Raw genomic sequence first — 15,612 nt, 5'->3', positions numbered from 1 at the left:
GACAGCAGTCCTACGGGGCTCAGCAGGCGAGGCGCGCGGCCCTCAGCACCCGTGTGCCCCGGGCGGACTCGTAGCGGCTGAGCACCAGCCGGGCCAGGCGCGGATGGTCGGCCAGCGGCTCCGAGACCGTCCAGGCGCCCGAGCCGCCCAGGGCGTGCGTGAACCGGCCCGGGGCCAGCAGGTGCGCCGCGACCGCGATCCGGCGGTGCCCGGCGGCCCGGAGGCGGGCCAGCGCCTCGGGGACGGTGGGCCCGGCCGAGGTGAGGTAGGCGGGGACCACCGGGACGGGGTCGGGGCCGCTGTCGCACTCCAGCAGGACGGCCAGCTGGGCCGCGCAGGCCTGCGTACCGGCATTCCCGCCGGGGCGGGAGGAGCCCGCACCGGCCAGGATCACCGCGTCGGCCCGAGTGTAGGGGCCGCGGCGGCGCTCGGCCTCGCGCAGGCGGCTGTGCACGGCGCGGGCGACGTCGCGTTCGCCGCTGAGGCCCTCGGTGAGCACGCAGTCGGTGCCCTCCAGGACTGCGGGGATGTCGACGCGGCGGTGGAAGCCGTCGCCGAGGAGCAGCGGGACGACCACCGAGCGCGGGTGTTCCCGTACGACCTCGGCGAGGGAGGGGCGCTGCACGTCGAGGTGGCCGACGAGCGCGTGGACCCCGCTGACGGCCTCGATGGAGGCGGTCAGGCGGGCGATGGTCGCGGCGGCGGCCGGGGCCGCGCTGCCGTGGACGGCGAGTACGAGCATGTGGTCTGCCTCCCTGGTCCGCCCCCGGGTCCACCTCCCACGCTAGGCGCGCGGCGGACCCCCGGGGCCCTGGCCAAGGGCCCCCGTCGCAGGTCAGAGGTCCTGTGTGGAAAAGGTCCGTCTCCCCGCCCCGAGGGGCCCTTTTCGGTCGTCCGGGGCTGTGGGGCGGACCTACCGTCGAAAGGTCGGAACACATGCACGCGTGACGTTTTGGCCCGGCCGCCTCGACTGCCCCCGGACCGCGCGGCACAGGGACACACGGAGTGAGATCCATGGCGCAGACGCTGGTTGTCATCGGCCACGGCATGGTGGGACACCGCCTGCTGGAGGCGCTCGCCGAGCGCGACGCGCTCGCCGATCCGACCCGCCCCGGGAGCGGCGGCTGGCAGGTCACGGTCCTCGCCGAGGAGGAGCGCCCGGCCTACGACCGCGTGCACCTGTCCGCGGCGTTCACCGGCTCCACCGGCGCGGAACTCTCCCTGGTCGAGCCCGGTTTCCTGGAGAAGTACGGCATCGACCTGCGGCTCGGCGACCCGGCCGAACTCGTCGACACCGCCGGCCGCACCGTCACCGCCCGCTCCGGGCAGGTCTTCCCCTACGACGCACTGGTGCTGGCGACCGGCTCCTACCCCTTCGTGCCGCCGATCGACGGCGCCGACGCCGAGGGCTGCTTCACCTACCGCACCCTCGACGACGTCGAAGCCCTGACCGCCTACGCCGCCGACGGCGCGGCCCGCACCGGTGTGGTCATCGGCGGCGGGCTCCTGGGCCTGGAGGCGGCGGGCGCCCTGCGCACGCTCGGACTGACCACGCACGTCGTGGAGTTCGCGCCGCGGCTGATGCCGCTCCAGGTCGACGACGGCGGCGCGGCCGCCCTGCGGGCCACCATCGAGTCCATGGGCGTGGCCGTGCACACGGGCGTCGGCGCGGCCGGGGTACAGATCCACCCCGACGGGCGGGCGCAGGCGCTGCGGCTGACCAACGGCGAGGAGATCAGCTCCGACGTCGTGGTCTTCTCCGCCGGTGTCCGCCCGCGCGACCGCCTCGCCCGCGAGTGCGGTCTGGCGGTCGGCGACCGCGGCGGGGTCGTCGTGGACGCCCACTGCCGCACCAGCGACCCGTACGTCTATGCGGTCGGCGAGTGCGCGCAGACCGTCGACGGCAAGGTGTACGGGCTGGTCGCGCCCGGCTACCAGATGGCCGAGACGGTGGCCGAGGCCCTCGCGGGAGCCGGCGAGCTGACCTTCACCGGGGCCGACACCTCCACCAAGCTCAAGCTGATGGGCGCCGACGTGGCCTCCTTCGGCGATCCGTTCGCCCCCGAGGGCCGCGACGGCGCCGTCTCGGTGGTCTTCTCCGACGCCCGCGAAGGCGTGTACAAGAAGCTGCTGCTCGGCCCCGACGGGGCCCTGCTCGGCGGCATCCTGGTCGGCGACGCCCAGGCGTACGGTTCGCTGAAGCCGCACGCGGGCCGCCAACTGCCGGCCCCGCCGGAGGCCTTCATCCTGCCGTCGACCGAAGGCGTGGCGCTGCCCGGCGCGGACGCGCTGCCCGATGACGCGGTGGTGTGCAGCTGCCACAACATCACCAAGGGCCGGGTGCGCGAAGCGGTCGTCGCGGAGTCCCTCACCGACATCGGCGGCATCAAGAAGTGCACCAAGGCGGGCACGGGCTGCGGCGGCTGCCTCGGCACGCTGCAGGCGGTCCTGGACGCCGAACTGGCCGCGGCGGGCATCGAGAAGCCGCGCGGACTGTGCGAGCACTTCACCCTCACCCGGGCGGAGATCTACGAGAAGATCCGCACCGAGCGCATCCGCAGCTTCAGCGAACTGCTGGAGACCTACGGAGAGGGCGGCGAAGGCTGCGCCGTCTGCAAGCCGGTCGTCGCCAACGTGCTCGGCACCCTCGCCCCCGACCTGGGCATCGGGCACATCCTGGCGGGCGAGCAGGCCGCCCTGCAGGACTCCAACGACCTCTTCCTCGCCAACCTCCAGAAGGACGGCACCTACTCGGTGATCCCGCGCGTCGCGGGCGGCGAGATCACGGCCGAGCAGGTCATCGCGCTGGGCGAGGTGGCCCGGGACTATGGCCTCTACACGAAGATCACCGGCGCGCAGCGGATCGGCCTCTTCGGGGTCCGCAAGGAGCAGCTGCCCGACATCTGGCGGCGGCTCGGCGGCGCCGGGTTCGAGTCCGGACAGGCCTACGGGAAGTCCCTGCGCGCGGTGAAGTCCTGCGTGGGAGCCCGCTTCTGCCGCTACGGGCAGGGCGACTCGATCCAGCTCGCGATCGACCTGGAGCTGCGCTACCGGGGTCTGCGCACCCCGCACAAGTTCAAGGGCGGGGTCTCCGGCTGCCTGCGCGAGTGCGCGGAGGCGAGGGGCAAGGACATCGGCGTCATCGCCACCGCCAACGGCTGGAACCTGTACGTCAGCGGCAACGGCGGCGCGACCCCGCGCCACGCGGACCTGCTGGCCTCCGACCTGAACACGGCCGAACTCTTCGCGCTGATCGACCGGTTCCTCATGTACTACATCCGCACGGGCGAGCGCCTAGAGCGCACGGCGGCCTGGCTGGAGCGGCTCGGCGGCAGCGCGGCCGGGATGGAGCACCTCAAGGCGGTGCTGATCGAGGACTCGCTCGGGATCTGCGCGGAGCTCGAGGCGCAGATGGAGCGCCACGTGACGGCGTACGAGGACGAGTGGTCGGCGGTCCTGGAGGACCCGGCGGCGCTGGAGCGCTTCGGGACCGTGGACTTCGGGGCGGCCGGAGCCGCGGGGGCGTCCGCCGCGGACTCGCTGGAGCCGGGCCGCGGGCGCACCGCGGTGCTGCCCGACGGCACGCAGGCCGCGGTCTTCAAGGACCGCGACGGCGAGGTCTACGCGGTGGGCAACCGGGACCCCTTCTCGGGCGCCGACGTCATCGCCAACGGAATCATGGGCTCGCGCGACGGAGTGCCGGTCGTGGCCTCGCCGATGCACAAGCAGGTCTTCGACCTGCGGACGGGCATCTGCCTGGACGACCCCGAGGTGTCCCTGCCGCTGGTGGAGCTGGGGCCCTAAGGCTCTGCGCAGGCCGTGCCAACGCACTGTGGGCGGCGGGACCTTGTCCTGTCGCCCACCCGACGTTCTCCCCTGATGCGGGGCGCCCCGGTAGGCGGACCCTAAAAGGGTCAGGACTCTCAGCTTCATTCTTCCCAACTCCCTCGAACGTTCAGGACGTGTCATGAGTTCCGCCAAGCAGGACGTGCGCTCGGCGACCGGCCGAGTGCAGGCGCCCGATCCGGCGCAGTACCGCCCCGGCCGCACCATCACGGAGTGGACGCCGGAGGATCCGTCCTTCTGGCAGTCCACCGGCAAGAAGGTCGCCACCCGCAACCTGTGGATCGCGGTCCCGGCCCTGCTGGTGGCCTTCGTGGTCTGGCAGGTCTGGAGCATCACGGCGACCAACCTGAAGGACGTCGGCTTCGGCTTCTCGCAGTCGCAGCTGTTCTGGCTGACGGCCGTCCCCGGCATCACCGGCGGAACCGCCCGCATCTTCTACACCTTCATCGGCCCGATGATCGGCCAGCGCCGCTTCACGGCTGTCTCCACCGTCGTGCTGATCGTGCCGCTGCTGTGGCTGGGCTTCGCGGTGCAGAACCCGGACACCTCCTACGGCACGATGGTCGCCATCGCCGCGCTCTGCGGCATCGGCGGCGCCAACTTCTCCTCCTCCCTGGCCAACATCGGCTTCTTCTACCCGAAGCAGGAGAAGGGCAACGCGACCGGCATCAACGGCGGCCTGGGCAACCTGGGCGTCTCCGTGGTCCAGCTGCTCACCCCGATCCTGATCACCTCCTCGGTCCTGGCGATCGGTGCGGGCCAGAAGAAGGCGAACGGCTCGGAGATCTACCTCCAGAACGCCGCGTTCGTCTGGGTCCCGGTCCTGATCGTCCTGGCGGTCATCGCCTGGTTCGGCCAGAACGACCTGAAGGTCGCCTCCACCCCCTTCAGCCAGCAGAAGATCATCTTCAAGCGCAAGCACAACTGGCTGATGACCTGGCTCTACGTCGGCACCTTCGGCTCCTTCATCGGTTTCGCGGCGGCGCTCCCGCTGCTGATCAAGACCACGTTCCCGGCGTACTCCGTGGCCACCTACGCCTGGATGGGCCCGGCGCTCGGCGCGCTGGCCCGCTGGGCCGGCGGCTGGGTCGCGGACAAGTTCGGCGGAGCGCGGGTGACGATCCTGTCCTTCGTGGGCATGGGCGCGTCGATCATCGGCGTGATCACCTTCCTGCCGGCCGGCTCGGACACCGGCTCCTTCTACGGCTTCTTCTTCTGCTTCCTGTCGGCGTTCTTCTTCTCGGGCATCGGCAACGGCTCGACCTTCCGCCAGATCCCGGTGATCTTCCGCGGCCAGCACCTGGCCGGCCTGACGGAGGGCACCCCGGAGTACGCGAAGGGCCTCAAGCAGGCCGAGATCGAGTCCGGCGCGGTGACCGGCTTCACCGCGGCCATCGCCGCCTACGGCTTCTTCTTCATCCCGGCGATGTTCGCCAACTTCGCCGTGACCAGCGCGATGTGGGGCTTCGTCGCCTTCTACGCCAGCTGCGTCGTCGTCGCCTGGTGGTTCTACGCCCGTAAGGGCGCGGAAGCCCCCAGCTAAACCAGACCTGGCAGGGGGCATTCGGCCCAACTCGCCAACAGAGGCCCTTACTGAAAGTCACGGTTTGTGTGCGGGCAGGTGTCGCCAGTGGCTACGGTGAACGGGTGAAGGCGGACATGGGGCGCAAATATCGCGCGTACCCCACCGAGGATCAGGACCGCATCCTGACCGGGTGGGGTCACACCGCGCGCGCTCTTTGGAACGTGGCCCTGGAACAGCGCGTGTACCTGTGGGAGCAGCGTCGGTACGGTCTGCGTGCCGTTGAACAGTCCAAGTGCCTCACCTCTGCCCGTCATGGGCTGGACTGGATCGGGGAACTCCCCGCGCAGGCCGGGCAGCAGATCCTGCGGAGTCTCGACCGGGCGTACGACAATTTCTGGAATCCTGAGCATCCTGCTGGGTTTCCGGTGAGGAAGAAGCGCGGGCATCGTCTGTCGATTCCGTTTCCAGGGCAGGCGGTGGAGTTCCGGAAGTTGAACCGCAAGTGGGCCGAGGTCCGTCTGCCGAAGATCGGCTGGCTGCGGTTTCGGCTCTCCCGCGCCATCGGGGGCACGATCCGTAACGCCACCGTGTCCCGGGACGGCAACGGCTGGCACATTAGCTTCGGCGTCCACACCGGACGTAGGCCTGACGCGCCGAACGGGAAGCCCGCGTGCGGGGTGGACTTCGGGGTCACTGCGTCCGCGTTCGTGTCCACCGAGACCACCCCCCGCCTCATGCCTCAGACGCTCAACGCCAACGAGAAGAAGCGACTCAAGGCTTTGGAGCAGCGCAAGGCCCGCCAGATCACCTTCGCGAAGAAACACAACGGAGGTAAGTACAGTCACCGCCTGCGTACGACGATCGCCCACATCGCAAGGCTCACGACTCGTCGGGCCAACCGACGCCAGGACTTCACGCACAAGCTCACCACCGGCCTCGCCAAAAGCCACGGCCTGATCGGTATCGAGGACCTGCGCGTGAAGAACATGACCAAGTCCGCGAAGGGCAGTGCTGAGGCGCCAGGGAAGAATGTCCGTCAGAAGGCCGGGCTGAACCGGTCCATCCTCGGCAACACTCCCGGGGAACGGCGGCGGCAGCTTGAGTACAAGGCCCGCATGTACGGGTCCGAACTCGTGGCCGTCCCGCCGTTCCACACCTCCCAGACCTGCGCCGCATGCGGCGAGGTCGATCCCGAGTCCCGCAAGGGATGTGGCCGGCTGTTCGCTTGCACCCGCTGCGGGCACGAGGACGACGCCGACCACAATGCCTCGATCGAGATCGAGGCCCGAGCCCGCCGGACGGGTGGCTCGGACATCAACAGCACGCGCAGCATCCCCAGGGTGCGAGTCCCGGTCACTGGCCGGAGGCGGATGCGTGAAGCCCCGAAGCCCGCTCACACGGGCTGAAGGGAATCGCCCCGTCCATGGGGTGACGATCGTCAATTCCTCCTCCCCACCTACGGCACCTTCATCGCGGCGATCAACTTCGACCGGACCGGCACCACCCGTGTCGGCCGCTTCGTCGTCAACCACTCCTTCATGCTGCCGGGCCTCATCACGACGTGCGTCGCGGTATCCACAGGCTTCGCTCTGGTTCGGATTGTCTGACCGGTGAGGGCCTCCTTCCGGTTTCCTCCCGGTTTTCGCCCAGCCTCCTCCACATTCTTGTGAAAGTTTTCACAAGCGCACGAAGGACCTTTGACCTGCTCAAAGTGCCAGCTCAGTGGGGATGGGGGACGCTTGGGTCCGGGGATCACAGGACCTTCGGGCCCCAGCTCAGGACCAACGCGGCGCCAAATGATCGATCAAAAGGCGTGCAATGGATACAAGCAATGAGGCGACTCGGAAGGTGCGGGCGATGACTGCCACCCCTGCGGAAACCACGAAGAACGGCGAGGCCTGGAACGGCTTCAAGGGCGGTCTGTGGCGCGACGCCATCGACGTCCGCGACTTCATCCAGCAGAACTACACGCCGTACGAGGGTGACGACACCTTCCTCGCCGGCCCCACCGAGCGCACCACCGCCGTGTGGAAGGCGATCACGGACAAGTTCCCGGAGGAGCGCGAGAAGGGCGTCTACGACGTCGCGTACGACATCCCGTCGTCGATCACCGCGCACGCCCCCGGTTACATCGACCGCGACAAGGACCTGATCGTCGGCCTCCAGACGGACGCCCCGCTCAAGCGCGCGATCATGCCCTACGGCGGCTGGCGCATGGTCGCCGGCGCTCTGGAGACCTATGGCTACCCGGTCTCCGACGACCTGGAGAAGGTCTTCACGGAGTACCGCAAGACCCACAACGCCGGTGTCTTCGACGCGTACACCCCCGACATCCGCGCCGCCCGCAAGGCCGGCATCGTGACCGGCCTGCCGGACGCGTACGGCCGCGGCCGCATCATCGGTGACTACCGCCGCGTCTCCCTCTACGGCGTCGACCGCCTCATCGCCTTCAAGAAGGAGGAGAAGGAGGAGATCAACTCCCTTCCCGCGGGCAACCGCTCGCTGGAGGAGACGATCCGCCTGCGCGAGGAGCTCTCCGAGCAGATCCGCGCCCTCGCCGAGCTCAAGGCGATGGCGGCCTCCTACGGCTGTGACATCTCCGGCCCGGCCACCACCGGCCGCGAGGCCATCCAGTGGCTGTACTTCGCGTACCTGGCCGCCGTGAAGGAGCAGAACGGCGCGGCCATGTCGCTGGGCCGCACCTCCACCTTCATCGACGTCTACCTCCAGCGCGACATCGAAGCCGGCATCCTCACCGAGGAGCAGGCCCAGGAACTGGTCGACGACTTCATCATCAAGCTCCGCATCGTGCGCTTCCTGCGCACCCCGGAGTACGACGAGCTCTTCTCGGGCGACCCCACCTGGGTCACCGAATCGATCGCCGGCATGGGCGAGGACGGCCGCCCGCTGGTCACCAAGACCTCGTTCCGCTACCTCCACACCCTCTACAACCTCGGCCCGGCCCCCGAGCCGAACATGACCGTCTTCTGGTCGCCCCAGCTGCCGCAGGGCTTCAAGGAGTTCTGCGCCCGGGTCTCCATCGACACCTCCTCGGTGCAGTACGAGTCCGACGAGCTGATGCGCCCGCGCTTCGGCGACGACACCGCCATCGCCTGCTGCGTATCGGCCATGCCGGTCGGCAAGCAGATGCAGTTCTTCGGCGCCCGAGTGAACCTCGCCAAGACCCTGCTCTACGCGATCAACGGCGGCCGGGACGAGAAGTCCGGCGCCCAGGTCGGCCCGTCCACCGGCGCCCTCACCTCCGAGGTGCTGGACTACGACCAGGTCATGGCCAAGTTCGACGAGCAGATGGAATGGCTCGCGGACACCTACGTCCACGCCCTGAACGTCATCCACTACATGCACGACAAGTACGCCTACGAGCGCATCGAGATGGCGCTCCACGACCGCGACGTGCGCCGCACCATGGCCTGCGGCATCGCCGGCCTCTCGGTCGCCGCCGACTCGCTGGCCGCCATCAAGTACGCCAAGGTCACCGCCGTGCGCGACGAGACCGGCCTCGCCACCGACTACACCATCGAGGGCGACTACCCGGCCTACGGCAACAACGACGACCGCGTCGACTCGATCGCCGTCTGGCTCGTCGAGGAGTTCATGCGGAAGATCCGCAAGCACCCGACCTACCGCGACTCCGAGCACACCCAGTCCGTGCTGACCATCACCTCGAACGTGGTCTACGGCAAGAAGACCGGCAACACGCCGGACGGACGCCGCGCCGGCGAGCCGTTCTCCCCGGGTGCCAACCCGATGAACGGCCGCGACACCCACGGCTACGTCACCTCGGCGCTGTCGGTCGCGAAGCTCCCCTACGAGGACGCCGAGGACGGCATCTCGCTGACCAACACCGTCACCCCCGACGGCCTGGGCCGCACCCCCGAGGAGCGGATCAAGAACCTGGCGGGCGTCCTCGACGGCTACATGGCGGTCGACGGCTTCCACATGAACGTGAACGTGCTCAACCGCGACACGCTCATGGACGCCATGGAGCACCCGGAGAACTACCCGCAGCTGACCATCCGCGTCAGCGGTTACGCGGTGAACTTCGTCCGCCTCACGCGCGCTCAGCAGCTCGACGTGCTGAACCGCACCTTCCACGGCTCTCTCTGACCCTTCCGAGAGCCCCACGAACCGCGCGGCCCGGGGCCGGCCCTCACCCGGCCCCGGGACCGCGCGTCACCAGATCAGTCCACGGAATCTGGAAGCTGGAGCACCTGCCATGACCGTCCTCTTCGGTACGAGCCTCCCCGTCGGCCACGCCAACGCCATCAGCGTGAGCGCCGGCCAGACACTCGCCGCCGCCGCGACCCAGCGGCCGAGCGAGGGCACGGTGCACTCCTGGGACCTGTCCACCGGGGTCGACGGCCCCGGGACCCGGTTCGTGACCTTCCTGTCCGGCTGCCCGCTGACCTGCCTGTACTGCCACAACCCCGACACCATGCGGATGCGCAACGGCAAGCGCACCTCGGCCGACGACGTCATCGCCGAGGCGAGCAAGTACACCAAGTTCATCTCCGCCTCCGGGGGCGGAGCCACCATCTCCGGCGGCGAGCCGCTGCTCCAGCCCGTCTTCGCGGGCGAGCTGCTGCACCGGATGAAGAACGACCTCGGGCTGCACACCGCCCTGGACACCTCGGGCTTCCTGGGGGCCCGCGCCACCGACGCGCTGCTGCGCGATGTGGACCTGGTCCTGCTGGACATCAAGTCCTGGGACCGGGAGACGTACAAGAAGGTGACCAGTCGGCCCCTGGAGCCCACCCTGGACTTCGCCCGCCGCCTCGCCGACCTCGGCAAGGAGGTGCACCTGCGCTTCGTGCTGGTGCCGGGGCTGACCGACGCCAGGGAGAACATCGAGGGCGTCGCCGCCTTCGCGGGCACCCTCGGCAACGTCTCGCGGGTGGACGTACTGCCCTTCCACAAGCTGGGCGAGAGCAAGTGGGAGGCGCTGGACATGAAGTTCACCCTCCACGACACCCCGTCGCCGACCGCCGGGCAGATCGCCGAGGCGAAGGCGGTCTTCGCCGCGCAGGGGCTGAACGCGGTCTGAGCACCCCGGGGCTCCGGACCCTGGAAGGTGCCTCACCCGTACGGCGCACCCGGGAACTCCGCAAAACGGGCTGAAACGGTACAGACCACCTAGCGTGGTGCTGTGTCCGAGCCCTCAGATGTCATCGACGCCGCGCCGCCCCCACCGGCGCCCGAGACCCCGCCGCCGGCCGGGCGGTCCGTCACCGCACGGGCCACCCTGGCCGGCACCGTCGTCTCGCTCCTGCTCATCCTCGCGATCGTGCTGGGCAGTCGGCTGCTGCGCGACTTCGACTCCGCACTGCTGCCGTACGCCGTCGCCACCGTCTTCCTGGCCTTCGGCGTGGCCTACCGGTACACCGTGTGGGTCTCGGCTCCCGGCGCGCGCCGTCTCTTCAAAAAGGGCTTCGGCAGCTTCTTCTCGGCCGAGAACTTCCGCAAGGCACCCACCGCCCTGCCGAAGATGATCGCCACCTACCTGGGCTTCCAGAAGTTCCTCGGCGCCCGCTCGCGGCCGCGCTGGATCGCCCACCAGCTCATGTTCTGGGGCTGCCTGCTCGCCGCGGCGATCACCTTCCCGCTGACCTGGGGCTGGTTCACCTTCACCGCGGACAGCGGCTCCGGCCCCGGCTACGACATGCGGGTCTGGGGCTTCAAGGTGCTCGGCTTCGACGCGCTCAGCGTCCTGGGCTGGCTGATGTTCCACGGCCTGGACATCGCCGCCGTCCTCGTCATCCCCGGCGCCACGTACTTCCTGTGGCGGCGGATGAAGGACCGCGGCGCCATCACCGGCCAGCGCTTCGCCTACGACATGCTGCCGCTGATCTGCCTCATCGTGATCTCCGTGACCGGTCTGCTGCTGACCTTCTCGTCGATCTTCCTGCACGGCGGCGGATACGAGTTCCTCGCGATCCTGCACATGGTGTCGGTGGTGTTCACCCTCATCTACATCCCGTTCGGGAAGTTCTTCCACATCGTGCAGCGCCCAGCCGCCGTCGGCATGCAGCTCTTCAAGTACACCTCCCGGCAGGGCGAGGAGCCCTTCGCCTGCAAGCGCTGCGCAGAGCCCATCGACACGGCCCCGTACGTGGAGAACCTGCGCGGCACGATGAAGGACCTGAAGCTCGACTTCGACGCCTGGGCCGAGTACTGCCCCCGCTGCAAGCGGGTGCTGCGCGGCAACGCCTACCTGACCCACGTCAAGAAGGGTTTCAAGTGACCGCGACGGACCCCGCCAAGGCCGCGTCCCGGCCCGTACCCGTCTCCATCGACCCCTCCATCGCCCCGCCCGGCACCCGCAACTTCCGCGACGCCGGAGGCATCCCGGCCGACAAGTGGCACGCCGACCAGAACGGCGAGACCCTCGTCCCCACCCACTGCTGCTTCTGCGGAGTGCAGTGCGGGATGTACCTGCGCGTCGACAAGGGCGGCAAGGTCTTCGGCGTGGAGCCGCGCAACCACGACATCAACCGGATGCGGCTGTGCCCCAAGGGCATCAACGCCTACCAGCAGGTCAACCACCCCGACCGGCTGACCTCTCCGCTGATGCGACGCTCGCGCGACGAGGAGTTCAAGGAGTGCTCCTGGGACGAGGCGCTGGACTTCACCGTCTCCGAGATCCGACGCATCCAGGCCGAGCACGGCAACGACGCCTTCGGACTGCTCGGCGGGGCCAGCCTCTTCTCCGAGAAGACCTACCTGGTCGGGAAGTTCGCGCGGGTCGCGCTGAAGACCAAGCACGTCGACTACAACGGCCGCCTGTGCATGGTCAGCGCTGCCGGGGCCAACAAGCTGGCCTTCGGCATCGACCGGGCCGGCAACCCCTTCTCCGACATCCTCCTCTCCGACTGCCTGCTCATCGCCGGGTCCAACGTGGGGGAGTGCTTCCCCGTGATGACCCAGTACCTGTGGGGCGCGCGGGACCGGGGGGCCACCCTGATCGTGATCGACCCGCGCGAGACGGCCGTCGCCCGCACCGCCGACATCCACGTCGCGCTCAAGCCCGGCACCGACTCCGCCTTCTTCAACGCCGTGCTCAACGTGGTCATCGACCAGGGACTCACCGACGAGGCCTACCTCGCCGCCAACACCACCGGCTGGGACGAGGTCAAGAAGACCGTCGCCGAGTACCCGCCCGCCCGCTCCGCCGAGATCTGCGGGATCCCGGCCTCCCAGATCGTCCAGGTGGCCCGCGTCTTCGCCGGCGCGGACAGGGCCATGGCCTGGCACGCCCGGGGCATCGAGCACCACTCCCAGGGCGTCGAGAACTGCCTGTCCGTCATCAACCTGTGCGTGGCCACCGGCAACATCGGCAAGCCCGGCGCCGGCTACGGCACCATCACCGGCCAGGGCAACGGTCAGGGCGGCCGCGAGCACGGCCAGAAGTCCGACCTCCTGCCCGGCGGCCGCTCCATCACCAACCCGGAGCACCGCAAGCAGATCTGCCAGATCTGGGGCATCGAGGAGTCCGAACTCCCCGGCGCCGGCACCTCCATGATGGAGATGGTCTGGCAGATGCAGCGCAAGGAGATCCGCGGGCTCATCGGCATCTGCAACAACCCCTTCGTCTCGCTCCCCAACTACGCGGTGGTCAAGGACGGCTACGACACCGCCGAGTTCCACGCCCAGTTCGACTTCTTCCTCTCCGAGACCGCCGCCAACGCGCACGTGGTCTTCCCCGTCACCACCTGGGCCGAGGACGAGGGCGTGATGGCCAACGCCGAGGCCCGCGTGGTCAAGCACAACAAGGCCCAGGAACCCCCCGCCGGGGTGCGCACCGACACCTGGGTCATCTGCGAGCTGGCCCGCCGGCTCGGAGCCGGACAGCACTTCGACTTCCCCGGTTCCCGCGAGGTGTTCGAGGAACTGCGCATCGCCTCCGCCGGAACGGTCAACGACTACTACGGCATCACCTACGACCGCCTGGACGAGACCGGCGGGATCGTCTGGCCCTGTCCGTCCACCGAGCACCCCGGCACCCCCCGGCTGTTCGAGGACGGCCGGAGCTACCACGCCGACGGCAAGATCCACCTGCAGGTCGTGGAATGGCATCCGCCCATGGACGCCTACACCGAGGAGTTCCCCCTCTCCCTCACCACCGGCCGCACCGTCGCGCACTTCCTCTCCGGCAACCAGACCCGGCGCCTGGGCGCCCTCGTCGAGCAGACCCCCCGCCCCTGGGTGGAGGTCCACCCCTCGCACGGGTTCCGGAACGGAGACCCGGTCCGGGTGGTCACCCGCCGCGGCAGCGAGGTCTTCCCGGCCCTGGTCACCGAGGCCATCCGCCCCGACACCGTCTTCATCCCCTACCACTGGCCCGTCCCGACGGCTGCGAACGCCCTGACCATCGACGCCCTCGACCCCCGCTCGAAGATCCCCGAGTACAAGGTCTGCGCCGCCCGGATCGAGGCCGCCGAGCGGGTGGACGAGGTGCCCGCGCCGCCCACCGCCCCGGGCCACGAGGCCTATCCGGAGACCCAGGTCTCCCGCACCGACCCCCTGCCCCCCACGGCCCCGCAGGGCCGTGGCACGGCGGAGAGGAGCTGACCCGCCATGATGGGCCGCACGATCTTCATCGACCCGGGTCGCTGCATCGGCTGCCAGGCCTGCGTCTCGGCCTGCCGCGAGTGCGATTCGCACCGCGGCAAGTCGATGATCCACCTGGACTACACCGAACCCGGCATGTCCGTCGCCTCCCTTCCGTCCGTCTGCATGCACTGCGAGGACCCGGTCGCGCCCTGCGCCGAGGTGTGTCCCGCCGACGCGATCCTGGTGACCGCCGACGGGGTGGTCCAGCAGGCCGACACCACCCGCTGCATCGGCTGCTCCAACTGCGTCAACGCCTGCCCCTTCGGCATCCCGAAGATCGACCTCCAGGCGAAGCTGCAGATGAAGTGCAACCTCTGCTACGACCGCACCGCCTACGGCCTCGCCCCCATGTGCGCGACCGTCTGCCCCACCGGCGCCCTCTTCTACGGAACCCTCGAAGAGCTCCAGGCGGAGCGCCCCGGGGTCCAGGTCGCCGACTCCTTCGTCTTCGGCGACGTCGTCGTCCAGACCGGCGTGGCCATGGTCGTGCCCGCCGACAAGGTCCAGTGGCCCGTCCCCGGCGGCCTGCCCGTCGTCGAGATCAACGGAAGGGACGTGCGATGAGCGTCACCGAACAGCCCCCTCCGCACCCAGGGCGCCGGGGCGACGGCCATGCGGACGACGGTGCGGCCGCCGACGCCGCGGTGGCGCAGCTGCGCGACCGGATCAGCGCCGACTCCCTGACCACCCGCCGCGACTACCTGCGGATCGTCGCCACCGTCTCCGGCGGCCTGGCCATCGGCGGGGTCGGGGTCGCGGCCGGCATCCTGCACCGGCACGGCGACAGCGAGCACCTGCCCGAGCCGAAGAAGATCACCGACCAGCTGCCGCCCGGCCAGTCCGTGGCCTTCCGCTTCCCCGGCGAGGACGACCGGGCCCTGGCCGTGCGGCTCGGCGACGGCTCCCTCGTGGGCTACTCCGCCGTCTGCACCCACCTGGCCTGCGGCGTGCTGTGGCGCGAGGACCGGGGCGCCGACGGGGAGCTGTACTGCCCCTGCCACGAGGGCGTCTTCGACGCCCGCACCGGCGAGGTGACGGCCGGCCCGCCACCGCGCCCGCTGCCCAGAATCTTCCTGACCGAGCAGGCCGACGGCAGCGTCTGGGCCGTCGCCACCGCCCGGTCGGGAGAGTCGGCCAAGGAAGCACTGTGCCGGCAGTTCAGCGAAACCCGCCCGGACGAGGCCGCCCGCCTGGGCTGCCCCGGGGCGGGCCGCGCCGGAGCCCCCGAGAGGCGGCCCACATGAGCGATACGCCCCTGCCTCCCGGGCCGGAGTACCACCCGGGCAGCGCCCAGCCACGGCTCAACCGCCCGGTGCACGAGAGGTACCCCCAGATCCGCTCCACCAGCGGGTACGGGGACCCCCGGATCCGGCACACGGGCCCGGGGCCCGGAGCGGGCACCGAGCAGGAGCCCGAGCGCTCCTCGAAGCTCAACGCGCGTCTGGCACTGGCCCTCACGGTCGTGATCGGCCAGCTCTGGGCGCTGACGGTGACCGTCAACGAGTGGATGAAGGGAAACACCGGCACGGCCTGGTGGGGGGCGGGATTCCTGATCCTGTCCTTCCTCGCCGTGCTCGGACTGTGGCTCCTCGACCCGAAGGACCGATGAC

At 69.9% G+C, this 15,612-nt stretch carries 11 protein-coding genes; 10 read left to right on the top strand and 1 reads right to left on the bottom strand.

Annotation, left to right across the window (positions count from 1 at the left end):
• Window positions 1-19: 19 nt before the first annotated feature.
• Window positions 20-742 carry a sirohydrochlorin chelatase gene (locus OHU74_RS14535; RefSeq protein WP_371616289.1) on the bottom strand — a complete coding sequence of 241 codons (723 nt, stop codon included), beginning with the start codon at window positions 740-742 and terminating at the stop codon, window positions 20-22.
• A 272-nt stretch (window positions 743-1,014) separates the two neighbouring features.
• Here OHU74_RS14535 and nirB point away from each other — a divergent pair, with 272 nt between their 5' ends.
• The 10 genes from nirB (at window position 1,015) to OHU74_RS14485 (ending at window position 15,611) form a co-directional block, all read left to right on the top strand.
• Window positions 1,015-3,804, top strand: coding sequence for a nitrite reductase large subunit NirB (gene nirB, locus OHU74_RS14530; RefSeq protein WP_371616288.1), 2,790 nt, complete (start codon window positions 1,015-1,017; stop codon window positions 3,802-3,804).
• 163 nt (window positions 3,805-3,967) lie between these two features.
• Window positions 3,968-5,389 (top strand): MFS transporter, encoded by a 1,422-nt coding sequence (locus OHU74_RS14525; RefSeq protein ID WP_371616287.1) that lies wholly within the window; start codon window positions 3,968-3,970, stop codon window positions 5,387-5,389.
• Between the two features lie 104 nt (window positions 5,390-5,493).
• Window positions 5,494-6,777, top strand: coding sequence for an RNA-guided endonuclease InsQ/TnpB family protein (locus OHU74_RS14520; RefSeq protein ID WP_371616286.1), 1,284 nt, complete (start codon window positions 5,494-5,496; stop codon window positions 6,775-6,777).
• A gap of 451 nt (window positions 6,778-7,228) precedes the next feature.
• Window positions 7,229-9,499, top strand: coding sequence for a formate C-acetyltransferase (gene pflB, locus OHU74_RS14515; RefSeq protein WP_371616285.1), 2,271 nt, complete (start codon window positions 7,229-7,231; stop codon window positions 9,497-9,499).
• 109 nt (window positions 9,500-9,608) lie between these two features.
• Complete coding sequence (gene pflA, locus OHU74_RS14510; protein WP_371616284.1) at window positions 9,609-10,436, top strand: pyruvate formate-lyase-activating protein; 828 nt, start codon at window positions 9,609-9,611, stop codon at window positions 10,434-10,436.
• 102 nt (window positions 10,437-10,538) lie between these two features.
• Window positions 10,539-11,633: an MFS transporter gene (locus tag OHU74_RS14505; RefSeq protein ID WP_371616283.1), complete on the top strand. Its 1,095-nt coding sequence runs from the start codon at window positions 10,539-10,541 to the stop codon at window positions 11,631-11,633.
• Window positions 11,630-13,960 carry a molybdopterin oxidoreductase family protein gene (locus tag OHU74_RS14500; RefSeq protein ID WP_371616282.1) on the top strand — a complete coding sequence of 777 codons (2,331 nt, stop codon included), beginning with the start codon at window positions 11,630-11,632 and terminating at the stop codon, window positions 13,958-13,960. The genes OHU74_RS14505 and OHU74_RS14500 overlap by 4 nt, the downstream gene beginning before the upstream one ends.
• 6 nt (window positions 13,961-13,966) lie before the next feature.
• Complete coding sequence (locus OHU74_RS14495) at window positions 13,967-14,566, top strand: 4Fe-4S dicluster domain-containing protein (protein ID WP_243335392.1); 600 nt, start codon at window positions 13,967-13,969, stop codon at window positions 14,564-14,566.
• Window positions 14,563-15,246, top strand: a complete 684-nt coding sequence (locus OHU74_RS14490) for a ubiquinol-cytochrome c reductase iron-sulfur subunit (RefSeq protein WP_371616281.1) — start codon at window positions 14,563-14,565, stop codon at window positions 15,244-15,246. Before OHU74_RS14495 ends, OHU74_RS14490 begins: the two co-directional genes overlap by 4 nt.
• Window positions 15,243-15,611, top strand: a complete 369-nt coding sequence (locus OHU74_RS14485; protein ID WP_371616280.1) for a hypothetical protein — start codon at window positions 15,243-15,245, stop codon at window positions 15,609-15,611. Before OHU74_RS14490 ends, OHU74_RS14485 begins: the two co-directional genes overlap by 4 nt.
• The last annotated feature ends 1 nt before the right edge of the window (window position 15,612 follow it).

The sequence above is a fragment of the Streptomyces sp. NBC_00454 genome (genome assembly GCF_041434015.1).
Taxonomy (GTDB): Bacteria; Actinomycetota; Actinomycetes; order Streptomycetales; family Streptomycetaceae; genus Streptomyces.
Note: the sequence above shows the minus strand (reverse complement) of the source record. Positions and strands in the feature narration are given on the sequence as shown.